The organism is Bacillus sp. TH19 (assembly GCF_016651075.1).
Taxonomy (GTDB): Bacteria; Bacillota; Bacilli; order Bacillales; family Bacillaceae_G; genus Bacillus_A; species Bacillus_A mycoides.
In genome coordinates this window covers 36,359-62,859 of the sequence record NZ_JAEKEO010000001.1, presented here as the reverse complement: position 1 = coordinate 62,859, position 26,501 = coordinate 36,359, and the positions used below count along the sequence as shown (strand labels likewise).

At 31.9% G+C, this 26,501-nt stretch carries 20 protein-coding genes, 4 pseudogenes and 1 riboswitch; of the genes and pseudogenes, 17 read left to right on the top strand and 7 right to left on the bottom strand.

Features of this window, described 5'->3' with window-relative positions:
• Window positions 1-82 precede the first annotated feature (82 nt).
• Window positions 83-955: a LysR family transcriptional regulator gene (locus JFU54_RS00240; protein WP_078205352.1), complete on the bottom strand. Its 873-nt coding sequence runs from the start codon at window positions 953-955 to the stop codon at window positions 83-85.
• Window positions 956-1,064: 109 nt separating this feature from the next.
• On the opposite strand from JFU54_RS00240, the gene JFU54_RS00235 reads away from it, so the two are divergent.
• Window positions 1,065-1,469 (top strand): tautomerase family protein, encoded by a 405-nt coding sequence (locus JFU54_RS00235; protein ID WP_002136375.1) that lies wholly within the window; start codon window positions 1,065-1,067, stop codon window positions 1,467-1,469.
• Between the two features lie 7 nt (window positions 1,470-1,476).
• Window positions 1,477-1,809 carry a carboxymuconolactone decarboxylase family protein gene (locus JFU54_RS00230; RefSeq protein ID WP_012259796.1) on the top strand — a complete coding sequence of 111 codons (333 nt, stop codon included), beginning with the start codon at window positions 1,477-1,479 and terminating at the stop codon, window positions 1,807-1,809.
• Between the two features lie 50 nt (window positions 1,810-1,859).
• Here JFU54_RS00230 and JFU54_RS00225 read toward each other — a convergent pair.
• Window positions 1,860-2,024 (bottom strand): annotated as a pseudogene (locus tag JFU54_RS00225) (IS4 family transposase); the annotation flags it as partial.
• Window positions 2,025-2,367: 343 nt separating this feature from the next.
• Window positions 2,368-2,475, top strand: a riboswitch (SAM riboswitch).
• Window positions 2,476-2,559: 84 nt separating this feature from the next.
• Between JFU54_RS00225 and mmuP the strand changes: the two are divergent.
• From mmuP to JFU54_RS00210, 3 genes are all read left to right on the top strand, one after another.
• The gene (mmuP, locus tag JFU54_RS00220; RefSeq protein WP_078205350.1) at window positions 2,560-3,969 is read left to right on the top strand and encodes an S-methylmethionine permease; all 1,410 of its coding nucleotides are present in this window, start codon (window positions 2,560-2,562) and stop codon (window positions 3,967-3,969) included.
• On the top strand, window positions 3,944-4,921 hold the full coding sequence (gene mmuM, locus JFU54_RS00215; RefSeq protein WP_078205349.1) for a homocysteine S-methyltransferase: 978 nt from the start codon (window positions 3,944-3,946) through the stop codon (window positions 4,919-4,921). The genes mmuP and mmuM overlap by 26 nt, the downstream gene beginning before the upstream one ends.
• A 931-nt stretch (window positions 4,922-5,852) precedes the next feature.
• Window positions 5,853-6,146: an ArsR/SmtB family transcription factor gene (locus JFU54_RS00210; RefSeq protein ID WP_078205348.1), complete on the top strand. Its 294-nt coding sequence runs from the start codon at window positions 5,853-5,855 to the stop codon at window positions 6,144-6,146.
• 125 nt (window positions 6,147-6,271) lie between these two features.
• Here JFU54_RS00210 and JFU54_RS00205 read toward each other — a convergent pair.
• Window positions 6,272-6,397, bottom strand: a pseudogene (locus JFU54_RS00205) (IS6 family transposase); the annotation flags it as partial.
• A gap of 211 nt (window positions 6,398-6,608) precedes the next feature.
• On the opposite strand from JFU54_RS00205, the gene JFU54_RS00200 reads away from it, so the two are divergent.
• Window positions 6,609-7,808 (top strand): S1C family serine protease, encoded by a 1,200-nt coding sequence (locus tag JFU54_RS00200; protein ID WP_176127000.1) that lies wholly within the window; start codon window positions 6,609-6,611, stop codon window positions 7,806-7,808.
• A 225-nt stretch (window positions 7,809-8,033) separates the two neighbouring features.
• Here JFU54_RS00200 and JFU54_RS00195 read toward each other — a convergent pair whose 3' ends face one another.
• Together JFU54_RS00195 and JFU54_RS00190 are read right to left on the bottom strand one after the other, a co-directional pair.
• On the bottom strand, window positions 8,034-9,458 hold the full coding sequence (locus tag JFU54_RS00195) for a sensor histidine kinase (RefSeq protein WP_151304101.1): 1,425 nt from the start codon (window positions 9,456-9,458) through the stop codon (window positions 8,034-8,036).
• The gene (locus JFU54_RS00190) at window positions 9,451-10,116 is read right to left on the bottom strand and encodes a response regulator transcription factor (RefSeq protein WP_002090432.1); all 666 of its coding nucleotides are present in this window, start codon (window positions 10,114-10,116) and stop codon (window positions 9,451-9,453) included. The genes JFU54_RS00195 and JFU54_RS00190 overlap by 8 nt, the downstream gene beginning before the upstream one ends.
• A gap of 168 nt (window positions 10,117-10,284) precedes the next feature.
• Between JFU54_RS00190 and JFU54_RS00185 the strand changes: the two genes are divergently transcribed.
• The 6 genes and pseudogenes from JFU54_RS00185 to JFU54_RS00165 all read left to right on the top strand — a co-directional run bounded on the left by JFU54_RS00185 (window position 10,285) and on the right by JFU54_RS00165 (window position 18,208).
• A complete protein-coding gene (locus JFU54_RS00185; protein WP_176126999.1) occupies window positions 10,285-10,452 on the top strand; it encodes a hypothetical protein in 168 nt (55 codons plus the stop codon).
• 1,779 nt (window positions 10,453-12,231) lie between these two features.
• Complete coding sequence (locus JFU54_RS00180; RefSeq protein ID WP_201038170.1) at window positions 12,232-14,595, top strand: putative mucin/carbohydrate-binding domain-containing protein; 2,364 nt, start codon at window positions 12,232-12,234, stop codon at window positions 14,593-14,595.
• 992 nt (window positions 14,596-15,587) lie between these two features.
• The gene (locus JFU54_RS00175; RefSeq protein WP_151304099.1) at window positions 15,588-16,061 is read left to right on the top strand and encodes a hypothetical protein; all 474 of its coding nucleotides are present in this window, start codon (window positions 15,588-15,590) and stop codon (window positions 16,059-16,061) included.
• Between the two features lie 255 nt (window positions 16,062-16,316).
• Window positions 16,317-16,574, top strand: a pseudogene (locus tag JFU54_RS00170) (DDE-type integrase/transposase/recombinase); the annotation flags it as partial.
• 64 nt (window positions 16,575-16,638) lie between these two features.
• Window positions 16,639-16,758: pseudogene (locus tag JFU54_RS30450) on the top strand (SdrD B-like domain-containing protein); the annotation flags it as partial.
• A 322-nt stretch (window positions 16,759-17,080) separates the two neighbouring features.
• Entirely contained in the window at window positions 17,081-18,208 is a 1,128-nt protein-coding gene (locus JFU54_RS00165; RefSeq protein ID WP_201063429.1) for a copper amine oxidase, read from the top strand.
• 233 nt (window positions 18,209-18,441) lie between these two features.
• Here JFU54_RS00165 and JFU54_RS00160 read toward each other — a convergent pair whose 3' ends face one another.
• Both JFU54_RS00160 and JFU54_RS00155 read right to left on the bottom strand, forming a co-directional pair.
• A complete protein-coding gene (locus JFU54_RS00160; protein WP_201038168.1) occupies window positions 18,442-19,023 on the bottom strand; it encodes a hypothetical protein in 582 nt (193 codons plus the stop codon).
• A gap of 114 nt (window positions 19,024-19,137) precedes the next feature.
• The gene (locus JFU54_RS00155; RefSeq protein WP_016096703.1) at window positions 19,138-20,391 is read right to left on the bottom strand and encodes an MFS transporter; all 1,254 of its coding nucleotides are present in this window, start codon (window positions 20,389-20,391) and stop codon (window positions 19,138-19,140) included.
• Between the two features lie 951 nt (window positions 20,392-21,342).
• Between JFU54_RS00155 and JFU54_RS00150 the strand changes: the two genes are divergently transcribed.
• From JFU54_RS00150 to JFU54_RS00135, 5 genes are all read left to right on the top strand, one after another.
• Window positions 21,343-23,427 (top strand): alpha-amylase family glycosyl hydrolase, encoded by a 2,085-nt coding sequence (locus JFU54_RS00150; protein WP_201063427.1) that lies wholly within the window; start codon window positions 21,343-21,345, stop codon window positions 23,425-23,427.
• Window positions 23,428-23,600: 173 nt separating this feature from the next.
• The gene (locus tag JFU54_RS00145; RefSeq protein WP_078205339.1) at window positions 23,601-24,923 is read left to right on the top strand and encodes an alpha/beta hydrolase; all 1,323 of its coding nucleotides are present in this window, start codon (window positions 23,601-23,603) and stop codon (window positions 24,921-24,923) included.
• A gap of 16 nt (window positions 24,924-24,939) precedes the next feature.
• Window positions 24,940-25,722 carry a hypothetical protein gene (locus JFU54_RS00140; protein ID WP_242489396.1) on the top strand — a complete coding sequence of 261 codons (783 nt, stop codon included), beginning with the start codon at window positions 24,940-24,942 and terminating at the stop codon, window positions 25,720-25,722.
• A 43-nt stretch (window positions 25,723-25,765) separates the two neighbouring features.
• Window positions 25,766-26,041 (top strand): hypothetical protein, encoded by a 276-nt coding sequence (locus JFU54_RS29530; RefSeq protein ID WP_242489395.1) that lies wholly within the window; start codon window positions 25,766-25,768, stop codon window positions 26,039-26,041.
• A 126-nt stretch (window positions 26,042-26,167) separates the two neighbouring features.
• Window positions 26,168-26,485, top strand: a complete 318-nt coding sequence (locus tag JFU54_RS00135) for an acyl carrier protein (RefSeq protein ID WP_078205337.1) — start codon at window positions 26,168-26,170, stop codon at window positions 26,483-26,485.
• Window positions 26,486-26,501 lie beyond the last annotated feature (16 nt).

Sequence of the window (26,501 nt, the reverse complement as noted above, 5' to 3'; positions counted from 1 at the left end):
TTAATTATTTTCCGGCTTTAAAAGCTGTTTTGAAAAATTAATCAAACAAATATAGATAATTATTAAGAGAAATCATTATTTATCACAATAACGATTCAATTAATTTCATAAGTCGTTGTTTTGTCTGGCTCAAATAATTGCTGTTTTTAGAAGAAATTAATAATCCTATAGGCATCTGGGGATCAAATCCTTTAACCTTAAATGATATATTACCTTTGTTTAAAATAGTTCCCTTAGGAATAATACCTATTGCATTTCCAAAAACCATTTGTGGAATAAGGTGTAATGCACTACAATTGTAAACTCTTTTAAAAGATAAATTATTTTCTGATAAAAAGGCATTCACAGATTGATAATAATAACAACTATTCTCTCCAATTAAAATAGGATAATTAATGATATCGAATACTTCAATTGACTCTTTGTGTAATATTGGATGGTGAGGGTTATTGACAATAAATTCAATTTGTTCATTGTAAAGTGGAGTGAAGTTCATATTGGAACTATTTTTGTTGTTTCCGCAAACAGCAAAATCAATTTTATTTTGTTCTAATAGTTGTGATAAAAGTGCTGTATTCCCTACAACAAAATCACAATGTATATATGGTTTCTCATTGTCTAAATAGTTTAATATAGATGGCATTAACTTTTTTGCAACAGATTCTGTTAGCCCTATTCTTATTCTCCCTTTTTCCTCATTACTTATGCGCTGTGCTTGAGATATTGAATAATCCCAATGCATTAATAAGTTATCTACCTCCTTTGCAAATAAAGTACCTTCCTCTGTTAATCGCGCATCCCACCCCCGATCAAATAGAAGGAAGCCAAGTTCATTCTCCAGCTTTTTTATATGTGTTGTTACAGTTGATTGAGCATAGTTTAATTTTTTTGCTGCCAGTGAAAAAGTACCTTCTTCGACAATCATCTTAAATGTATTTAACTCTTTTATTTCCATCTTCACACCCCATCTTCATCGGTTTTATTGATAATTATACGATGTATTTTCAATTATACAAATCGAGGTAATGGAAGTAAAATAAGGTCATAAGAAAGGGAGTGAAAATATGCCGTTTGTTAATGTTTATTATCCAGATGGTCAATTGAATAAAGAAGAGCTAAAAACGGTAAGTAATAGTATTCATCATTCATTGATTGAACATTTTAAAATCCCAGAAAATGATTACTTTCAAATGTTTTTACCTTACCCCCCTAATCAATTTTTTTACGATCCACATTATCTCTTAGAAGGAGAGGAAAAGAGAACAGAAAAAATAATGCATGTTTCTATTACATGTGGGCCAGGAAGAACAATAAATCAGAAAAAGAGTTTGTATCAATCCATATCAAAAACTATTTCTAATCATTTAAACATCTCTACAACAGATATTTTTATTACATTAAACGAGACATCTGTTGAAAACTGGTCATTTGGTCAAGGTATAGCACAAATGGTTAATATAAGGGAGTGAAAAAATAGTGAATGATCGTATCGAGTCCAATATACGAAAGAAAATGAGAGATATGGCTCCCGATTTTGTTGATTATAGTGAAAACATATTATTCGAAAAAGTATGGAGAGATCCTATTTTAACATCCAGAGAAAGAAGTTTATGTACACTATCTGCTCTAATTAGTATCGGTAATACTGAGCAACTACCATTTCATCTACAATTAGCTGAAAAGAATGGAATTAACGAAACGGAAATTATTGCTTTGATAACACATATGGCCTTTTACGTTGGATGGCCTAAAGCGGCTGCAACGCTAAACATGATATTGAACAAAAATGAGAATACGGTATCTAAATAATCAATCTTCTATAAAAAACAAAAATGAAATCTGCTAGATAAGAAACTAGTTTGTCTAATCCAAATGCAAATAGCAGCTAATTCTGATCCAGAAAACTTACGTTTTCGCTTTATAAATCCTATTTCTCTTGCAAGTTCTTCTAAGAATACAGGTGTAACATATCGTTGTAATTCTTCTGCAAATGGTAATAATTCATCTTGAATCGAGAGATTCATAAGAAAACATCATCCTTTCTAATTTAGCTTGTTTAGAAAGGATAACGTTTTTTGATATTGGAGGGTATTAAAATCTCCTGAGTTGATGGTTATGTATGGTGACCCCATAGCCAAAGAAGTAAGAAGATATTTAGAAGTGCATTAAATTTTGAGGAAGTGCTTGTGAACCGTATCATAAATAAATGAGGTTTTGTATGTTCGATTTTTAAATAATACCCAAGAAGGAGTGGGTTGCAGTTATAGTAATACTCTATTTTTTGTATTTCTATAATAGATAATTTTTTTAAAAAACAGAATTATCTTGACAGTTATTGAATGGATTGATAAGGTTATAAAAAAATATTTCTTATCCAGAGAGGTGGAGGGACTGGCCTTATGAAACCTCAGCAACAGGTCTGCTTAAGTAGACACTGTGCTAATTCCAGCGGGTGATAATCCTGATAGATGAGAGCTTCCGTTTTTATTTGTCAGTAGCGCCCTCTTTTTTAGAGTGCGCTTTTATTTTTTTCTGGATAGTAACTAAAGGAGAGTAGAAATGGAGAACAAAAATGGGCGAGAATTTCAAAGGAAAATGCAAGCACGTCATTTAGTCATGCTATCACTTGGTGGGGTGATTGGAACTGGCTTATTCTTAAGCTCGGGTTACACTATTCAACAAGCTGGCCCGTTTGGAACAATTCTATCCTATCTGATTGGTGCGCTAGTGGTTTATCTAGTTATGCTATGTTTAGGAGAGCTTTCCGTACATATGCCTGAAACGGGCGCATTTCATAGTTATGCAGTTAAATACATTGGACCGGGTACAGGGTATACAGTAGCCTGGTTGTATTGGTTAACTTGGACTGTTGCTTTAGGTTCTGAATTTACAGCCGCAGGATTACTTATGAAGCGATGGTTTCCATCGGTTAATGTTTGGGTATGGAGTGCTCTTTTTGCCATTTTGATCTTTGTATTAAATGTCCTGACTGTTAAATTTTTCGCCGAATCCGAATTTTGGTTTTCATCGATAAAGGTTATAGCTATTGTGTTTTTTATTGTTTTAGGAGTAGCGGCAATGCTAGGGTTTCTTCCGATGACTCATTCAAAAGCAGCACCATTCTTTTCTAATTTTACAAGTGGAGGTTTATTTCCTCATGGTGCTACGGCCATTATGATGACCATGCTTGCGGTTAATTTTGCTTTTTCGGGAACAGAATTAATAGGCATTGCAGCTGGAGAAACAGCGAACCCGGAAAAAATGATACCGAAGGCCATTCGAATTACTCTGTGGAGATTAATCATCTTTTTTGTAGGAACGATTGTTGTTTTATCTGCGTTATTGCCTATTTCCGATGCAGGGGTATTAGAGAGCCCTTTTGTTGCAGTTCTAGAACGAATTGGGGTGCCATATTCAGCTGACATAATGAATTTCGTTATCTTAACAGCCATTTTATCTGCGGCAAACTCAGGCCTTTATGCCTCTTCTAGAATGCTTTGGTCGCTTGCTAATAAGAAAACGATATCCCCGATTTTTGGGAAAATGACGAAGCAAGGTGTTCCAATCAACGCCGTCATTTTCAGCATGGTGGGTGGAGCGTTGGCTTTGCTCTCAAGTATTGTGGCACCAGATACTGTCTATATCGTACTTGTTTCCATTTCCGGTCTAGCAGTAGTTATAGTTTGGATGAGTATTAGTGCTTCCCAGTTCCTATTTCGCAGACAATTTTTGAAAGAAGGAAATTCTGAAAAGGACTTGATTTATCGCACACCACTATATCCATTAGTACCAATTGCTTCTTTTATCCTTTGTCTGGCATCGTGTATTGGAATTGCATTCGATCCAACACAGAGAATTGCCTTATATTGCGGCATACCGTTTATTTTATTTTGCTATGGAAGTTATTATCTAACAAAAAATCTAAAAAAGAGGGGCGTAGATTATGTCGAACAAAATCAACCCAATTGATGCTATTTTATCCCAACATTCCATTATGCTTCTTGACGGAGCATTAGCTACTGAATTGGAGGCGCATGGATGTAATTTGGACGATCCCCTTTGGTCGGCACGTGTGTTACTAGAAAATCCGGAACTAATCTATCAGGTTCATTCGGACTATTTTCGTGCTGGAGCGGACTGTGCCATAACAGCAAGCTATCAAGCTACTATTAGTGGTTTTTCCGCGCGTGGAATACAAGAACAGGAAGCTTTGGAATTAATTAAGAAAACGGTGTTACTCGCAAGAAGGGCAAGAGATGATTTTTGGAAGGAAAATACGCGAACGAATAGGCCTAAACCATTGGTTGTTGCATCAGTTGGACCGTACGGGGCTTACCTTGCAGATGGTTCAGAGTATGTAGGCAACTATGGTGTGACAGATAAAACATTAGCAGACTTTCACCGTTCGAGAATGTCTGCGTTAATCGAAGCAGGTGCAGATCTATTGGCATTTGAAACGATCCCTTCCCTGCAAGAAGCAAGAGTATTAGATACATTATTGCGTGAATTTCCAGCAACATATGCGTGGCTTTCCTTTTCGCTAAAAAATGAGAAAGAGGTTAGTGAAGGTATGAAACTCGTGGAGTGTGCACGAGTTTTTGAGAAAAGTGAACAAATTGTAGCGATAGGCATCAATTGTGCGCCAGTAACCGTTGTGACTGGTGCAATCCAAGAGTTGAGGGCAAACACCAAAAAACCGATTATTGTTTATCCAAACTCTGGTGAAACTTATAATCCAGAAACAAAAACATGGCATGGTCATGAACAATGTAACGCGTTGGATATTCAATCTGAAGAATGGTACCAAGCAGGTGCACGTTTAATAGGTGGATGCTGCAGAACGACACCTTATCACATTGAGGAGATATCGAACAAGTGGCGTTCTTCCGAGTTTTTCTATTCGAACGAAGCAAAACAGTAATGTAATGGATGATAATCTAACTTTGTGTGTATTTTCGTGATTTTGCTTGTTCAGAAATCTACAGTTACGTCTAGTGGCACAAAATGTCTTTTCAGAGACACAAATGTGGATGGTAGCCTCGGGAATCCAGTGGACTTTTGGGTACCTTAGGTATGGAAAGGAATCAGGGAAAATAAAAACCGCTAGTTTAATAGATATGGTAGACAACACGCTGAATCTTTTAATGAAGATGTAGTTGATCCAATTGAAGGTGAAGGGGACCATTTATTCGTAATTAAAGTTAACGAAGAGGTTAATTTGGTTATTCAAAAAATAGTTCAGTAACTATATGAAAATTTGTTGTAGTAGTAAATGTGGTCATATTGTTGTAAAAAAGGATAGATGTAAACAGGTATACTCTCCTGTTCATCTATCCTTTCCTTTTTACCTTATAAAATGTGTGACATTATATTCAATCGCATAAATATAGGATTTCATTACTATTTCCTTGACTTTTAATAAAACGATAGGGTTTATTTGGTATGCGTATTATTAAGAGTATGCTTCTATTTTAGGAATGCTTTACCCCACAAAATGAAAGTACACTTTGTTTCCATTCTTAAGTTGATGGGTATCACCACATTAACTAAAAAACTTTATAACGCCCCTAAAATAAAAAATTGTACATTTTCATCTGGACATGTCAATTTTCTCGTTTGGGGGTATTTGCTTTTCTTATCTTGATAGCGATGTGGTGCTATCCCTATATATAAAAATTGAAGAGATTACTTCTTTGGTGGAAGAACGTATAACTTAATAAATATGTAGTTCTTTTCCTTTATTTAATCTAAAGAGCGGATAGTGAATTTATTTTCTCAACAGGACAAAAGGTATTTATATATGAGTACTATTTATAAGGATAATAGAAATAAATAATAAAGGAGAATATAAAATGATAGCATTAAAAAGTGATCGAGATGTAATAGGAATTCCAGAAGAGGATGTAGATTTATTAAAGGTAATGGCACATCCAGTACGATTACAAATTGTAAATGAGTTAATGCATCATAAAATGCGTAATGTTACACTGTTAGCAGAAATATTAAGACTTCCGCAATCCACTGTTTCACAGTATTTATCAAAATTGAGAGGAACCGTACTCCGTGCGGAAAGAAGAGGATTAGAGATGCATTATTATATTGATAATTCTAAAGCTCGTCAGATTGTAGGGATTTTAGATTTGTAGGTTAATAATATGCAAAAAAGTTCCCTGTTATAAAGCAGGGAACTTTTTGTATGTTTATTAGAGGGTTCTGGTGCAAAGATTGTATTTATTTGAAGAGGTATATAGATTCCTAATGGAATCTATTCTTATGCAGCCATTCCGAATAGTTGATGAATAAACTTCACTTCATTTTGGACAGACTTGCCCCGTAAAATAAGTTGGCCTTTTTTAATGATATGCATCGCTTCTATTCCTGAAAGAATAGATTTAGCTTTTCCATACCAATCAGATCCTTTTTTAGAATAATAGTATCAGTATGTCCAAGTCTGAAAGACTTTTTTTAGATATTTTGAAGCTTTTGCACCAGAACCAGATTTACAACTCTTGATAAACTACTGATTATCTCCATGTACACTCCAGATTTAGGGCTTATAGTGAAAATATTAAGTTGGGAATATCCAGGTGACATAAAAGGAGAAAGGAGTGTTCATAATGGGACACTATGATACAAAACAAACAGGAAAGAACATAAGTAGAGACGGTAAAAAAACTGGTTATTTTTTTATCGGAATAATTGGTGCAATGATCGGGTCAATTACTATTGGCTTGACCACTCCATATATAGATGAGATCAAAGGAGGTACAGGTCAATCCGCTAAAAATAACGAGGTGAATCAGGTTACTCCTGTCTCGCACAAACCAGAAGGTGTGAATAGTCTTCAAAATATGATTGAAGATGCAAAAGAAGTTGTAGTAGGTGTCATTAACTATCAAAAAAATGCAGATCCATTTGCAGTACAAGAACAATCAGAAGAAGCCGGTTCAGGATCAGGTGTCATATATAAAAAAACAGGAAATAAGGTTTTCATTGTCACAAATAATCATGTGATAGACGGTGCAAATAAAATAGAAGTAAAATTGAATAATGGTAAAAAGCTTACTGCTAAAGTAGTAGGGACAGACCCATTATTAGATCTAGCTATATTAGAAATTGACGGAACAGATGTGAAAAAAGTAGCAACTCTAGGAGATTCGGAAAAAATTCGTACAGGAGAATCTGTAATTGCTATTGGGAATCCATTAGGGTTAGAAGGAAGTGTAACAAAGGGGATTATTAGTAGTAAGGATCGAGTAATACCTGTTAGCACACTTGGAAATCAACAAGTGGATTGGCAGGCACAGGTGATTCAAACAGATGCAGCTATTAATCCTGGGAATAGCGGAGGGGCTTTATTTAATGAGCAAGGTGAGGTCATTGGAATTAATTCAAGTAAAATTGCACAACAAGCAGTTGAAGGAATCGGATTCGCAATTCCAATTAATATAGCTAAAACAGTTCTAGAATCATTGGAAAAAGATGGCGTGGTTAAACGTCCAATGATAGGTGTACAGTTATTTAATGTGGAGGAAATTACGAATTCTGCACGTGATCAATTAAAACTGCCAAAAGAGATAATAAATGGTGTCGTGTTGGGGAGCATATCGAATCAATCACCAGCAGAAAAAGGAGGATTACAGCAGCATGATGTTGTGATTGCATTGGATGAACAAAAAATAGAAAACGTTGTTCAATTCCGCAAGTATTTATATGAAAAGAAAAAATCGGGGGATACAATTAAAGTGACAGTTTATCGCAATGGTGAAAAAATAACAAAAATGGTGAAATTAACAGAGCAAAAGTAGTCTGATTTTGAACAGATCACTCCTGTAAATTGATTTAACTTTTTTTGATCATATACATACGAATTCAATTCTAGTTCAAACTATTTTAGGCTCATCTGGAACTGGTAAAGTCAAAACTCTTAGCTTGGTTTGTAGGTTGAATACATCTAATACTGGGTAAGTATTGTATAAGGGTATTTTAAAAAGCAATAATAAACAACCTCCCCAATTGGTAGGGGAGGTTGTTTATTGTTCAGATATTGGAATACTAACAACAAATTGTACACCTTGTTCTACATTATTAATACAGTACTCTATACCTAGTGCTTCAAAAATTTGTTTTACAATATATAATCCTAAGCCACTCCCACCAGTATTTCGATTTCTTGACTTTTCAATTCGATAAAATGGTTCGAAGACATGTTGTATATCATTTTCTTTAATTTGTACACCTGTATTGATAATTTGAATTAAGATACATTTTTGTTTTGAGTCCTGAGTTAGCTGTATATATACATTCTCGCTATTCGGAGAATACATAATTGCATTATGAATAATATTTTTACAGGCTTTTTCTAAAAGAGCCCGATCTGTATAGACAGAAAGGTTAGAATCAATCTGTTTTATGATTTGAATGTCTTTTTGAGAAGCAAAAAAACTGAGATCTTTTGTGATTATATCCATTAACTCGGAGAGATTTATTTCTTTTAATTGTAGTTTAAATGTATGTTGTTCTAATTTAGACATACTTAAAATCTCACGAACTAGATCTTCCATCTTTTCGATAATTTGGTGGTTTTTCTTTAAGTATTGGTCACGATCTTGATAAGGACCAATATTATATATCATCCCCTCTAAGTATCCTTTCATAATAGTGAGAGGGGTTTTTAATTCATGTGATACAGTTGCAAAAAATTCTCTGCGTTTGGTTTCTATTTCTCTTTCTTTTTCAATATCACTTTTTAATTGCTGATTTGCTTTTTGTAAATCAAACATAGTTTGTTGTAAATTAATGGACATATCATTCAAGCTATTAGATAGTTCTCCTAATTCATCCATAGAACGAATCTCGATTTTTTCAGAAAAGTCTAAATCCGCCATTTTTTGTGCCCCTCGATTAATATAAATGAGAGGCTTTGTAATGAACCTTGAAAATAAATAAGCACTTCCTATCCCAATAACAACTACAATAATACTGATATAGGGAAGGAAACGTACCAAAACTTTGGAAGCTTCATCAATAGGTTGAAATGTTGCGTATACTATGACGGTTTGGTTACCATCCTGAAATGGAATATCATATGATTTGTTCAGGCTATTTGAACTCCCTATTCGTGCTGCTTGAGTAACACTTCCTTGAATAAATGTATAAGGAGTAGAATAAACGTTTACTCTTTCGTAATCTGGAAATCTGAGTATTGCATTATTTTTTTGCATATACTCCTCAAAAAGCGGTTGTGCATTTTGAAAAGTAAGATTCTTAGATTTATCAATTATTTCTTCCATTCCGTTTTCAAGTTGCTCTGTTTTATATTGTTCATAAAATGTAGGAAGAAAAAAGTATAAAGTTAAATAAATCATGACTGCAAAGGCTAACAAAATGAGGGATGTAGTCATAAAAAGTTTATAAGTAATTCGCTTCATTTTCATGATTTTTACGATTCTATTCATCGATTTTATAACCAATGCCTTTTATTGTTTTAATGTATGGGATATCTAATTTTTTTCGTATGTTTTTCATATGTGTATCAATTATTCGTGATTCTCCAATATAATCGTATCCCCAAACTTTTTCTACGATGCTTTCTCTTGGGAGTACTCTTTTCTCATTTTGAAGTAGTAGTTGCAGAATTTCGAATTCTTTCGTTGTTAAGGAGATTTCAACTTCATTTACATATACTTTATAGGCGTCGACATCGACACGCAATTCTTTAAATACGAAATGATTATCTAAGCTTTTATCATTGCTTCTTCTTAGTACTGCTTCGACTCGTCTAATCAAAACATGAAAAGAGAATGGTTTTGTAATATAATCATCGATTCCAAGATCAAATCCTTTCATTTGATCTTGTTCTTCTTCTAACGCAGTCAGCATAATAACTGGCACATTTGATTGACTTCGAATCATTTTCGCAACTTCAAATCCGTTAAGGTTTGGCATCATCACATCCAAAAGAATCAAATCAAAGGATTGCTTATTAAATTGTATCATTCCTTCTAATCCATCTGATGCAACTTCAACTGTATACTGTTGTGTCAATAAAAATTGTTTAATTAATTCCTGAATTTCTTGGTCGTCTTCTATTACAAGAATATGATGGTTGATCATTATATCACCTCTAGTAGCCATTATAACTTTACTATCTGGAGTTTGTATGGAGAATTACTAGAAAACAATATAAAGACTTCACAGGAAAACTATATATATTTCAAATCAGCTCTAGATTTAAGAGATATTATGTATACATAACACTTAAGAAAGAAGGAGGTAAGCAAAATGTCACTTGAAACAGACATAATTCTTTCTATATTAGATATAAAAATGTGGATGATCCATCATTCGGAACATAGTCTTATAAAAATAAAAAAACAAAAAGTAAAATTATCACCGTATCTATATAAGTACGCAAGTGTAAATAAAAGAAACCTATATAAACCGAGTTAACAAAAATCCAGAAATTAGTTCCTTATCTCTATCAGATGTTAGTTAAACGTTAAAATATTTTTCAAGAGGAATGAAGCCAGAGTAAGAACAGATATCGTTTTTGTAAGATGGATAACTAAATTCAAATGGGTAAAGAAACTTTTGAAAGGTTAAAGAGGCATGTTAAGAATAAATAGGATCGCATGAAACAACTTGTTATATAAAAGGATGCATATGCTTAATTGCAGCTGAGGGAATAAAGATTCAACACCAATGATTATCAATAATTGAAATGCTAATGATTATAATAAAAAAGAACCTTCAATAGGTTCTTTTTTATAGTTGGTAAATATGTTATCAACAATAGATGGTAATAAAGATAGTAATTTAGACACTTTTTATTAATTGGCTAAGTTTTCTTAGGAAGAAATCTTTTTCTCATGACTGATCGCTAGATATAATAGGATATATCATGTATTGATTTGGGTGGGTGATTTAGCTTTTTGGGTTTACCACGCTAAAATGTAAATTTTGCTTAGGGACAAAATGTTAAAGTTCTACATTCTGAATTAACAGAAAATTTAGGTGTTAAAAATCCCGTTGAATATTTTATCAGGTAATTCATATTTCTTTGACCATAATTTCATGTTGTTACCGAACGTTTATATGTGTCTAATGGAAAGAAATATTTTAAGTTTGTTACCATCTATTGTTTGATTAAGATGGTAACACGAAAATAAAACGTTTACAACAAAAAGATAAAGAAAAAATATGAAGATTCGACTTTTTTCGACAAAATGATTGAGAGAGAAAAAATCTAAATTAAGTAAATCTTATATGTAGAGAGATTCTTTATCTCATAAATAACAGTTATAACATATGTAAATGTTCTATAAGTAATTAAAACGTCGAAGATAAAATTATATTGTGACAATTATAAACAAAACATACTTAATAATTCATACTTAGACTAACAGATTAATTCATAATAAGTTAAATACGCTATATTTAATAGAGTATAATATGGAATATTTAACTATAATATTCCATATTATATATAATTATAAATCATTTAACATATTAGTTGCGGGAAATTTTGACATAAGATATTTTAAATATTAAGCACAGAAACATTTTAAAGAAAAGAGCTATTTTAAAATGTACCCTAAAAACGTTTTTCCTAAAAAGTAGTAAGAATTTTTAAATTGTTTCTGTGCCTAATTAGATGAAAATAATACAATAAATTGTTTAAAAAAGATAAAAGCAAGTTACTTTTACGGAGAAATATACATTCCATACCATTAGAATTATGTCAGATCGTAGCATACAAATTACATTCTTCTATCTCACAAACTGCACAACTACCATTATAGGTAGCTTGTCTTAGTTTTAACATCACATTCATCATTTTTTTGTCCAATAAGATTAATATGGTTAGAAAAACGTGCCGCCATCTACTATGGAAATATTAGCAATTAGAAAGAATTATTTATAAAGTAATATAAAAATAAAATTATCCGGTTGTTTATAAGTGAATTTTTAATATTTTTGGCGTTTTTCAAAGGGCTTTCACTTATATTTCATATCATGAGGACAATTGTTGTGTTGTTTGAAGGGAAGGGTATAGGTGTTAACAGTTCATTTGTATATAAAAAATAAACAACCTGTTGAGTGTATAATAAAAGATTTTTTAAAATAATTTATGAATACACACAAGTGATGTTGAGTTATTTATTCAAAGTAGAACCTTTAACAATCTATAAATTGTTATATAAAGAAATAAGAATAGAGGTATTCATTATGAAATTTATAAAAGGGATATTCGTTTCTACGATTGCACTTACGGCCTTTACAGGATTAGAGCTAATTAAATTTCATGAAAATCCCAATGTAGTGTATGCAGATTCGAAAGGTCCTGTAAAAAATATAAGTCAATCTGAGGCAGATATTAAAGAAGAAGATCAAATTATTGTAAAGTTCAAAAGTGAAGTGAATTTCCCGTATAAGGATGGGCTCGAAAATCAAATAAAAGATGAAGGTAGCGATTCAGAATTAGTAAAAATCTTCTCTGAATTTCCGCAACTAACATTAAAGCGTTTATTTACATCTGTAAATCCGAAAGAGATTGAAAACATCGATAAACATACGAGGGAAACTGAAAATAATTCATCTTCTAATTTGCTAGATTATTATATTGTAGAAGTGCCTAATAAAGTAACAGCTGAAACATTGATGGACAAGTTTAAGAAATCTTATCTTGTTGAAGAAGTATATATGCAAGAAAAACCAACTCTTTTACCAGAAGTACAATTACCTACTGTATCGCTTAACCCTTACGACGATCCAAGATTTTTAAACCAGGGATATCTTAAGGAAGCACCATATGGGATTAATGCATCTTATGCATGGAGCATTAAAGGTGGAGATGGAAAAGGAACTACTTTTGTAGATATGGAGTATGGGTGGCTATTAGACCATGAAGATTTAGTAAATCAAAAAGTTGAGCTTATATCTGGTAGAAATATAGATCAACACGTTGGTCATGGAACATCTGTTCTCGGGATTGTTTCTGCTGAAGATAATAAGGTTGGTAATATAGGAATTGCACCAAAGGCTAAGGTCAAAGTAGTATCCCAAATAAGAGGTGATGGGTCGTATAATACGGCTGATGCGATAATAAATGCTGTACATAATTTACAAGCTGGGGATATTTTATTATTAGAGGCACAAGCTTCATATGATGGATATGGAGATAAATATTTACCTGTTGAAGTACAGCCAGATATCTTTGATGCAATACGAGCTGGAACGGATAAAGGAATTATTGTGATAGAAGCCGGGGCAAATGGTTCTAATGACCTTGATCAATTTAGAGATCGGAATGGAAAACAGGTATTAAATCGCAATAGTCCGGACTTTAAAGATTCAGGAGCTATAATGATTGGAGCCGCATCGTCAACTGTTCCTCATAAACGTTTATGGTTTTCAAATTATGGTAGTAGAATTGATGTTTATGGTTGGGGAGAAAACGTAGATACAACTCGTGCTGAGCCTAATAGGATTACTAAAAATCTCTATACAACAGGCTTTAGTGGTACATCTAGTGCTTCTCCAATTATTGCTGGAGCAGCGACTTCAATACAAGGTGTGGCTAAAGAACATTTAGGTCGTCCATATAAACCAGCTGAATTAAGAAATATACTAAGTAATCAAAATACAGGTACCAAATCCCAAAATCCGTTAACAGATAAAATCGGTGTTTTGCCAGATTTAAAGTCAATCCTGTCAAATTTGGGATATAGTCCAGATATATCAAATAATGTTTTAGAGGGAAACCAATTTGTATGGTCAATGAAAGGAATAGGAGATTTTGAGTTTGCAAAATTGGATTTTAATAAGACAAAAGAAGAAATGCAAATTCAATTAAAAGCAGGTGTACCACATCATTACTTTGATAGTACATATGCGAGTGTGAAAGTCCAAAATTCATCTGGAAAAGTGGTATATAATAAAGATATTTATGGAAACAGGCAACAAAATGCTGAAACACAAAAAATTTCGATGAAAGTCGGAGACTATATTGAGTTTACACATTTAGAGGGTGGAAACCGGGCGACTCTTATAAATGTGGATAAAAATATACAGGAGAGCTTTGGTAAGAAGATAGTGTATCAAGTTACAGTTAATGGTCTTAAGAAAGTTGATCAAATTATTAACCCTAGCCCAGATACGGAAGCTCCTACACGGCCTGAAGGATTACAAGCAGCCAACATTACTACAAATAGCGTAGAGTTAAAATGGAATTCATCAACAGATAACGTAGGTGTGAAAGAATATCAAGTATTACGTGACGGAAGATTCATTCAAACAGTACAGGGAACCACATTTACTGATAGTAAACTGACTGCTAACATGGAATACAAATATACTGTGAAGGCTATAGATGCAGCTGGAAATCAGTCTATTCAAAGTAGTGTTCTTAGTATAAAAACAAAAGAGAAAAATACCTCTTATGAAAAATGGGATCCGAGGAAAGCATATACAAAAGGGGATAGAGTAGAGTATCAAGGGAAAATCTATGAAGCTGTTCAAAGTTACCAGGGAAATGGAGATTCGAATTGGATATTCTCGTTATCCTTATGGAAACCAATTTCAATAAGTTGATGATATCGTCTATTTGAGAGAATAATTATTTCATAACTAGCTAAATAATTTTTATCTCATAAGAAGAAGGCGCCTTTTAGGTGCCTTTTTCTTATGAACTATATTATCCTTTAATAGTGAAATTTCTTGTTTTAAGTAGCTCTTTAAGATATTGAGTGGAAGGTATTTTAAAATGCTAAATAGTATCAATATCAACATTTATAATGTAAGTTTTTTGCCAAAATATCATATTTTGGCAAAAAACTTACATTATAGTATTAATATTTAGGATTTTACAATAACAAACTGGATATTCCATAAAATGTGATAAAATGGAATAAATTAAATGTTATTACATGAGAGCAAAGGAATTATTCTAAAAATAAAGATACATTTTTATTTTTAAACTGTGTAGAAAATTAATTTTCAGCCAGTATGTTAGTTAGGATTTTTAATATTGCTAGAAACAGAAATTTTATAGATTTGGAAGAAGATTCATTTGATACAGGGCTTGATAATAAAAGGGCAAGTGAATAGATCCCACTTATTAATTTTTAAGAAGTCTAAAGTTGTATCATTACTGAAGGTGTAAGGGACCTTTTTCTTAGTTTTGAAAAAAGTATTGTTTGTCAAGCGCATGTTGATAATCCCATCCCTAAAGGGGCAAGCACACTAATGTCTATTTGACTTCTTACTACTACCTTAAGAATAAGTAGAATTCAACCCTGTATGACAATCTTTATATACATAAAAAAAGATCTATGACCTGAACATGTCAGTAAACTGCTCGATAAATTACTTAAATCTGAAAGTAACACAAGTAAAGATTTTTTATCTTTCTCCGACAGAACGTTAAGTCGAGAGTAATTCAAGTTTTATTATCACGATACAAAACACTACAAACCAAAGTAGTATGTGGAAGTGAATATTTACCACTAATTACACAAAAAAAATTATGAAAATGTTTTAAAAATTAACGGCGAATATTTAATGATTAATAGGAGGAATTTTAAATGAAAACATTTGGAAAAATATTGTTAACAGGGACTTTAGCTTTTGGTGGATTAACAGTAATGAACGTGGAAACACCTAAAGCTCAAGCAGAGGGAGCGAGCGAATTTTGCCGATATATTTGTGGTCCTAAAGAAACATTGAACAATTTTACAATTCAACTTTCAGATACGGAATACAGAATGGGACAAAATATTATCCTACGCGCAACAAATGATAACGTATATGATGTAACATACAAAGCAACTGTAGAAAAACAATATGCTACTGGCTGGGGTTATGTTGAAACTGACTTTAATTATCAATCAATGTTGCCAGCTGGAACAAATGAAGATTTCAATGTTTGGACTTTTGACGGTAACAGCGCAGGTAATTTGAATGAGGCAGGAACATATCGCATGAAAATTGAAGTAACACATGCTGATGGGAAAACTGACACAGTTTACACTGCGCCAAATACATTATTAGCACAATAATAATGTATTTGGCAGGAATTTAAAGTGTAGTATTGATAGTGAAGCTATCGATTTTATAAAATGCTGGATTAATCCTAGTAGTAAATGTTCCTTTTATAAAAAGATGTTACCAAAGTTGATTAATCTTATTTACCTTATAAGAATTATAAGGTATGATAAATATAGGTGCAAAGATGCACTATTTGAAAAAGAGTGTAAGACAAAAAAGGAATCTATAAAAGATTTCTTTTTTTTATTGCGTGTAGGTTCGCTTCAAAAAAAGAAAAAAGCATACCTGATGGTATGCAACTTAGACAACAAAAGTACTTGAATAATATAGTAGAACAAGATCATCGCTTTATAAAGAAGCGTATCCGTTCTATGCTAGGGCTCAAATCTTTTGACACAGCTATATCCATTCTTTCTGGAGTAGAAGCCATGCATATGATTAAAAAAGAACAGATTAATTTATGGAACCAGTCTATCCAAAATCAGAAAGAATTCGTCCATCAATTGTTTGGACTTGTAGCATAAGATACGATTCCGTTAGGCATATATATGCTTTATTCTCTTTTACTTTATTTTTGCACCAGAACCGCTTACACGTGATGTAGGAGACTCATTTTTCAATCCTGCAACTAAAGAAACAAGATATTATGAAATTATTAAGTCTTATAATGCAGATAGTATACAGTTAGGCTGTAAAAAAGCAATCTAGTTAAGAAGAACTAGAAATTGCATCTCCCATTTCTAGGTATTGAACTAAAAGTGGGAGATGCTTATTTTATTTAAAGAAATATTTTAGAATGAATTAATAACATTAGATTTTCATTTGGATAAACTAGTGAATTTGTGAACTTAGAGTAGAAAAACTATAGAACCATTATAAATTGTTATTGATACATACATAATGAACAAGGGGGGATATCTTTAAATGAATCAGTATTTCTCAATAGCAACGGCTGTATATTTTATTTACATTTATTGTATGTGAGGCGTATGCTAGATTTAGTTGTAATAAATGGAAGGGAGCTGTATTTTTGAAAAGAAAAGTTTTTTCATCAGTTTTGCTATCGTCACTTTTGTTTTTAGGAGTAAATGATTCAGGAGGGGTAGATGCTTCTACTATTACACAAGTAAAATATAACCAAGGCGGGGCAAAGTACATATATACAAATGCACCTGAAGTTGTATACGATAATCCAAATATGAGATCGAACTTTGACGCTGGTAAGTATGCTTACTACACAAACGAAAGAAAATTAGAAGCAAATCAAGAATATAGTGCTGAATTTTTTAATCGAAATTATACAGGGGCTAAGTTGAAATTTGGATATGCTGTACACAATGAAGATCGTCTACCACAAACTATAAGAATTAAAAATAGTGCTGTAAATGCCGCATATCCGGTTAATCCTGACGGTTCTTGGGATATAATGGGGATTACATCTAGTACTATAGTTAAATATGGAAATAGTAGCAATGATCAAGCTATTACTATTCCAGCAGGTGGACATGTATTTATATTAGAGAAAGATGTAGAAGACACTTTTGCAGTTAATGGAAAAATTAAATTCATTCCGAATACAAAATTAACCCTACGTCAATTTGTTTCAAAGAAAAAACCAGATGGACAGTTCCCTAGCCCTTCAGAGATCTTTGATTCTATAAAAACACCACAGGTTAAAAATTATAGTAAAAATACTTCAACTGCTAATTATAATTACGATGAAAGGTATGCTGTTATTGATAATGCAACAACAAGTAGCTTTTATGTAGGTTCAAAAACAAGTAAAGCCTATCCTCAATCCCGTGTTGGTATTAATGAATACGAAGCACCTATATGGTATCTAGAAAATTCTAACCCAACTCTTGAAGGGAATTATGGAATTGTTTACGACTTTCAATTTAAAAATGCGGCAGGAAAGAAAATTAGAATTAAACCTGAAATTATTTCAGAAAATGATAAGCCATCTGATCCAGAGAAATTCCCGCCACTAGCATTTTTTTCACAAGTAACTTATTGGACTTCAGGAACTTGGAAAAGTACTACTAAATTAACAAAACCCGATCAATATCATTATATAACTATTCCAGCAGATCAACATGTAAAATTCATTTTACCAAGTGGTAATAATGGTAATAACCTTTTTGAAATCATTGAATAATGATTTGGATTTGGGGTTAAGATTAAATAAGAAGGTGGAGCATATTGCAGATATCTTTTTTGTCACAAAGGTGTAGGAGAATAAAAAATCGTCAGTTGCTGTTTAAAAGCACTGACGATTTTTTTGTATAGTCTCATAGTTATACTTAAGTGTTTAAAGTTGTATAAATTTCTTTTGAGTGTAAAATCAAAGGAGCGTCAAATATTTAATAGAAATTCGGAACATAATTTATTTTAAAGAGATTCAGGTGGGTTTAACTTAATTGAATCTATCATAACTGTAATATTTTTCGAATTACCTTTAACTGATAGTTTTATCTTTTCAAGTTGTACTGTTTTTGAAAAATCTTCATTTCCAATTGACTCAATTAATTGATCTAATTCATTAGTCCATGTAACGTTAGTAGCTTGTATCATCGCTTTAATCGTAGGTTTATCTACATGGCCATTATACATAATTCCATCAATCATTTTTCCACTTTCCCCTAACATGACACTTACCCATTTCGCATTTCTATCTGAATAATCTCCTGTTTTTGGATAATAAAATCTATATGTATTAGATTTTTTTTCTAGCTCAAGATTAAATGGGAGAATTTTGATACCCTGAGTAGATAATGTACTCTTTATATTATTATAGTTCTTCAAATATTCTTCTGTTGTCATATTATTAAATGAAATTTTTTCTTTTGCACCTTCAGGCTTTTTTTGAGATGTTTCCATTTTATTTAGAGTATCCTTGTGTTCTGTATCTTTGCAACCTAATAGGCTAGCTGCTAACAGAAAGGTTCCTAGTAGAAGTATTTTTTTTGTCATATGAATCTCTCCTTAAGTAGTATAGAAAAAATGCAGAAAGAGTGGGTATCCCTAACACTTTCTGCATTTTTCATGTTTAGATACTTACTGTGTTTTTGGTATATCGAAAGAATATTATTTATATGATCTAATTGATTTAAGAAAGAACAGCACAATTAGCCCTGAAATAAATAATAAGACTCCATTTATTAATAAGATTAATGGCGGACCATATATGTCAGCAAAAAATGAGGAAATAGCTAGAGCGACTGGTGATGCTATACTCGTAAGGGAACCAAGTGTTCCAAAGGTTCTACCTTGCAATTCTGGTGATACTTCAACCTTAATAATGACATTGACTAACAGTGTGCAGAACGAAAAAAGTATTCCCAAGAGTAGAATTAAAGGCACTGCATACAGTACTGATGGTGCAAAGGATATTCCTACAAAGATTGGAGCTAATAAAACCATACTAAGAATTATCCACCAACCACGACGATGTAATTTTTTATCAAAAAAGATGATAATCCCTGCACCTAACATGTAACCTATTGGAATACTGGATTCTATTATTCCAAATTCAATAGGATTTGCTTTCCATACTTTTACAGACATTACCTGGATAAGCATTAAAGAAGCGGTGAAAAATGTAATTAAAGTTGGTGAGAGAATAATAACAGACTTAGCAAATGGATTCTTCCATATATACTTAAAGCCTGCAATAAGGTCTTCATGAAATGAGTTTTTCACATCGGATTTTTTAATAGAATTAGGAAATTTTCCACTTAACAACACTAGAATGGCAGATAGCATAAAAGTAAATGCATCGACTGAAATAGCGATGCTGCCACCAAAGGCTGCAACGACAATTCCTCCTATAGCTAGCCCTGATATTCGGGAAACGTTATCTGCGACATTTAATACACCAGTTGCTTGTTGAACTTTTTCTTTTCCTACAATATCGATTAAGGAAGCATGGAAGGCGGGAGATTGAAATAGCCCTGCGCAAGAAGTGAGGGCAGTTAAGATAATAATGAGAATAAATGGTGTGCCAGGAAGTGCAATACAAAGCGCAATACCTAGTATCAAGAGACTTCGTATCATATCTGTTATCCACATTAATTTCCTGCGATCGACCCTATCAGCAACAGTACCTGCGATGGAAGAAAACAGCATGCTCATAACCATATGAGTTATGGCAATGGTAGACATTAATTTAGCACTCCCGGTTGCTTGCAGTACCCAGAGATTTAAAGCAATACTGTGAAATGAATTCCCAAACATTGACAAAGTATAACCTGTAAATACAAATGTAAATGTACGATTTTTCCATATTGTCTTTTTAGAAGAAACAGCAAGAGAAGGATCTAATTCGACTTGTTGTTGCATAGTATGGCCACCTCACAAATTTAAGTATTTAATTTTGAAAATTTGCTTACAAACTAAAAGTGGTGAATTTCAGTAATCAAGTTAATTAGAAGGCTAATGAAATAGAATCTTGCTGCATTAGAGTTATATTAATATAAAATATTGTTATTCTGAGGTAATAAAGGTAGGGATGAGATAGATTTGAGTACATAAATAACAAAAATAATCCCTATACATTATTTTTAAATCGTAAAAATTTTAGGATATATTATTTTTAAAATTATTATGAAATCAAATTACATGAAAATAGCAACTAAGAGCATTATTACATTGGTAGAAGCAAGTCTATAATTTATAGAGAAATTGTTAATGAATATTTAAGGGAGAACATTTTAACTGTACAATAATGTTTAAACTTTTATATAAGATTTTTAAAAATAAAATATTTCTCCAGATTATTCTGAAATTTCCTTACAACTTTTTCCTAGTTTTTTAATATTTGTAAGGACAGAAACTATATTTGTATTTTATGGTTAATTTAGTCATATAAGATTGAAATTAGTAGTATAAATGGTGATTTTATTAAAAATCTAGCATTTATTATAAATACTCCTCTCTTCAGAAAATTTTACCAAATATTTTCAGGTGAATATTACCAAATTAAAAATGCTTTGTCTATATATTTTATTAGTTCTCTATTTTGTAAGCTGATTAAATGAAAATATTTTCTATATTTATCCTCCCTATATAATGACAATTTTTCCCTTACTTCGACATAAATCAAATGGTACAGTTTACAGGACAAATATAGAACCTACTTGTAGACGTTATTTTGTATAAAAATTAAAAAAACATTAGTTACTAGTTAGGAGGGAAAATATATTCTAACTATTTTTCAAATGGTACTTAAGGGTAGAGTGCTGAATGTTTGAAAATAGCTGATTAATACTTCTGTAGGATGGAGGTTGTCATTTGAAAGAAAAAGATAGGCTTAAATTTAGTAGGAGTAGTGTGAATTTTTCTAAAGATATAATATATCAAATTGTAACTGACAGATTTCTTAATGGATGTCCATCATATAACCCAAAAGGAGAGTTATACGATGAATCTAGGAGAAATAAAAAGAAATACTTTGGTGGGGATTGGATAGGGATTATTGAAAAATTAAATGCAAATTATTTTACTGAACTAGGTGTGACGTCTCTATGGATATCTCAACCGGTAGAAAATATCTTTACACCAATAAATGATTTGGTAGGAAGTACTTCATATCATGGGTATTGGGCTCGTGATTTTAAAAGAACAAATCCTTTTTTTGGGACATTTGAAGACTTTCAAACATTAATCAAAACTGCTCATGCAAAAGACATAAAAGTTATCATGGATTTTGCACCAAATCATACCTCACCTGCATTACATGATGATGCGACCTATGCTGAAAATGGTAGATTATATGATGATGGATTATTACTTGGTGGATACGATAATGATTACAATCATTATTTTCATCATAATGGCGGGACGGATTTTGAAGAATATGAAGATGGAGTTTATCGTAATTTATTTGATCTTGCAGATCTAAATCATCAAAATATCGTTATTGATTTGTATTTTAAAGAAGCTATTAAACTATGGTTAGATCAAGGAATAGATGGCATACGGGTTGATGCAGTGAAACACATGTCATACGGTTGGCAAAAAAGTTGGCTAAATTCAATCTATAATCATAGGCCAGTATTTATATTTGGTGAATGGTATATCAATCCGAATGAGTATGATCAAAGAAATTTTCATTTTGCAAATAATAGTGGTATGAGTTTGTTAGATTTTAGTTTTGCTCATAAAGTACGTGAAGTTTTTCGAGATGGAATTGATTCCATTTATGGTTTACACAAAATGATTGAAGAAACATATCAAACTTATAATGACGCGAACAATCTTATTACTTTTATTGACAATCATGATATGGATCGTTTTCACATGAAGGGAAAAAGTAAACGTGGAGTAGAACAATCATTAGTATTTTTATTAACTTCAAGGGGAATCCCTTCTATATACTACGGTACAGAACAGTATATGGTCGGGAATGGAGATCCGAATAATCGTGGTCAAATGGAATCTTTTAATGTAAATACAGACAATTTTAAGATAATACAAGCTTTATCCTCGCTACGTAGATTAAATAATGCACTTCCATATGGAACTACCAAAGAAAGGTATATAACAGATGATATCTATGTATATGAAAGATGCTTTGGCAGTGATGTGGTATTAATAGCTTTGAATCGAAATTTAACAGAAGGTTATGAAATAAAAGATGTTAAAACAGCACTTCCTTCTAGAAAGTATAAAGATATATTAGAGGGCCTTTTAGATGGTGAGGTAATTACGGTTGAGAATAATAGTATAGATTCATTATGGATCGGACCAGGTTCCGTACATGTTTGGCACCATAAAGGAGTAAATAGTTTACCTTTAATAGGAACTGTGGGACATAAAATGACTACAGTTGGTCAAATTATTTGTATTGATGGGTGTGGTTTTACTTCTAAAAAAGGATCTGTATTTTTTGAGGAAGAAGAGGCGGAAGTGATTTCATGGTCACATACTAGTATTAAAGTAAAAGTTCCAGTGGTGAAGGACGGTAAATATGGAATTACTGTTGTAACAGATAAAGGAACGAAAAGTAATATCTATAAACATGTGGAGGTCTTAAATAAAAAACAAGTATGTATTCGATTTGTGATTGAAGACGGATATGAAATACCCGAGAGTGAAGTTTTTATAATGGGGAATACTTATTCATTAGGGGATATGAACCCTTGCAAAGCAGTGGGGCCATTTTTTAACCAAATCATGTATCAATTTCCCACTGGTTATTTTGATATAAGTGTTCCAGCTGATACCTTGCTGGAATTTAAATTTATTAGAAGGGTAAATAAAACACTACTTATTGAAGGGGGAGAGAATCATAGATACCAGACACCGAGGTTTGGAACGGGTGAGGTTGTTGTAAAATGGCAAACCGCAGAAAAATCAATTTTGGTTGAGATTTAATGATATGAATCTACTTGCTATTAAAAATATTAATTTAAATCCTGAGCTATTTCGTTTTGAGGGTTAAATAAAAAATTTTATATTAAAGATTTCTAGAGTATAGCTTTGGAGTTAAAAGAATTCGTGTTGAAACTGTATAAAGAGAAGTGAAAAATACAATATTGGAGGTTGCTATGGTACAAGCTTCTAAAGTGGTTACTATTGAAAATTTTTACTCTGAAACACTAGAGAATAGTAGGAAATTATTTGTATATTTACCACCTGGTTACGAAAAGCATTCACAGCAAAGGTATCCTGTATTATATATGCATGCCGGGCAACGTCTATTTGAGCCTTTAATAAAAAATGATGAATCATGGAATGTCCATAAGACAGCTGATGAGCTAATTTTTGAAGGGAAAATTCAAAAAATAATAATTGTAGGTATAGCACATAAAAGAATTATAGAGAACAATGAGTTTTGTCATTTTATTTCACCAGATAAACATATAAAATGCTCAGGTTTATTATATGAAAAATTTATAATCAATGAGGTGAAACCTTATATCGATGATAATTTTAGAACAATGTCTGACGCTGAAAATACCGCTTTAATAGGATCTTCAGCAGGAGGTTTATCAACTTATAATATCGGTTTCCGTAACCCTAAAGTGTTTGGGAAAATAGGGATGATATCTCCATTCTTTGTGAAAGTCGAAGATGACCATTCGGAATTAAAATTATATGAGATGTATAAAGGGAAAAAAGACTTGAAAGTTTGGATGGATATAGGTAGTGCAGAAGGCTTTTTCTTGGTGAAACATGTAAGAGATATTGCAGAAACTTTATTAAAAAATGGTTACAAATATAGAGATAATTTAATTTTTTATCAGGATCCATATGGTGCTCATTTTGAAAAAGACTGGGGAGATCGTATGCATCTGCCATTAATATATTTCTTTGGAGATATAGGGAATATAGTTAATGTTACCTTGGATGGGCGAGATGAAGTTGGATTAACTGGAATGAAGGTAAAAATTAATCCAATTGTGACGTACGATAGTGGCTTTAAAATGAGTGATTTAGATGGTGTGTTTTTAGTCAATAACCCAGATGTATTAGAGGTTATGAATGATGGAACGATTATACCAAAAAAAATAGGAGAAGCCGAAGTCACCTTTGTAACACAAGGTGTAAAGGGAATACCAAAAAAATATAAGGTAATAGAAACATTATCAGAATTTGTAGATGTTTCCGTAACAGTCGAAGTACCTGAAAATACACCAGCTGGTGAACGAATTTATATGAGTGTAGGTATGATACTAGATAGAATAGAAAAAAATCGTTTTGCTGGGAATTTTACAGTGCCAAGGGATCTTGCATGCAAGTTTAAGTTTTCAAGAGGCTTTAGGCTCTTTGAAGTGGATAAATTTGGACAACCTATTCAAAATAGGAAATTTAAAGCTACTAAGGACTTACAGTTAAATTATACTGTCGAGAACTGGATAGGACTATAAAAATTAAAAGTGTGGGGTGAGTGCTGTAGTGAAAATAAAGGAATTAAAACCAACCTTTGATGTTCCTTATTATTATTCATGTTATATACCAATTCTTCACGATAAATTAAAAAGTATGGGTAGTATTAGTTATATGAGCTTAATAGCAAATGAAGAATTATATAGTATACCATCTTACCGTGTGGATACTACCACATCTTTACCTTCTGTAGCTAGATATACACAGTTGTTGGAATATAATCAAACATTTCGCATGGAGAAAAATGTGTATTCTAATTTTGGAAATGGTCTTCAATTTATAAAGGAATGTCTGAATCGTCAAGAAGTTTTTATTGCCTTAGGAAGTACATTTTTTCTACCTTATAGTAATGATTATTTGAATCCAAAATTTATAAAGAGTCATATAGATATCCATACGGATAAGTATGTTACCGACCACTACTTAGCAATTAACAAAATTACAGAAGATAGTGTATTTGTTCAAGATCCTGTCCCTAATAAATATATGGGAGAGATATCACTTGAGGAGTTTCATTCTTTTTGGAAAGGCGGAAGAGGTATACCTGAATTGGTTCAGGCAAAAGGAATAGAAAGAATCTCATCTTACTCCTCAATGAATGTGATTATAGAGGAAAAAATAAACCTAGAAAATATTAGAGATATTTTTTTGAAAACATTACAAAAGATATCAAGTGAGTATATTAAAGGTTTAGTTATGAGAAAAAACAATAAGATATATTATTTTGGCAAGATTGCAGCACTTGAACTTAAAGAAAATATAAATACCGATTTTTCATAAGCAAATAAACATGTTTCCTTTGTATTTAAAATGTTTATTTGATATGAGATGGAGTAGATATTTTTTATATGACTTACTTATAGATATGAATGATTTATTTAAAGATAAATTTATGCATCTTGCTAGTGATTTAATGGATATAAAGCAATCATGGGAAAGACTGTATAAGATTGCACATATTAAATTATTAAAAAAAGATAGTAACTTAAGTGATCTTGAATCTTTTAATTTGATAATGATGGATGTTATTACTAGAGAGAGTGTATTACATGAGAATATTTTATTTCTTCTGCAACATAATTATAGTCTCCAATCTTGATAGAGAAGCGATAATTGAGAAGTAAAGTAAGGGAACTACTATTTAGTATTCATGTTAAACACTTCTACAGGTGTTGGAAGGAAATATTCATAGTAAAAAATGATTCATAAAAAGGAGTGCATTTACTTGGAAAATACTAATAAAGAAAAAATTATTCAAATCGTATGGTGCTGTGTTGAAGAAGTGAATGAAAGTCTTGAAAATAAAATTGATCTTAAAAAAGGCTTGAAAGCACATCTTTATGATTGGGAAGGGTATTTAGATTCGTTGGGACTGGTATCTTTACTGGTAAGTATTGAACAAGGCTTAGAAGATGAATTGGGTATATCCGTTGATTTGGTTAATTTAGATACAATGTCACAACATAATAGTCCATTTAAAACAATAGAAACATTAGTTGCGTATATTATAGAGTGCCAGGAAACGTTAAAATCACTAACATAGCAAAATATTAAAGGAT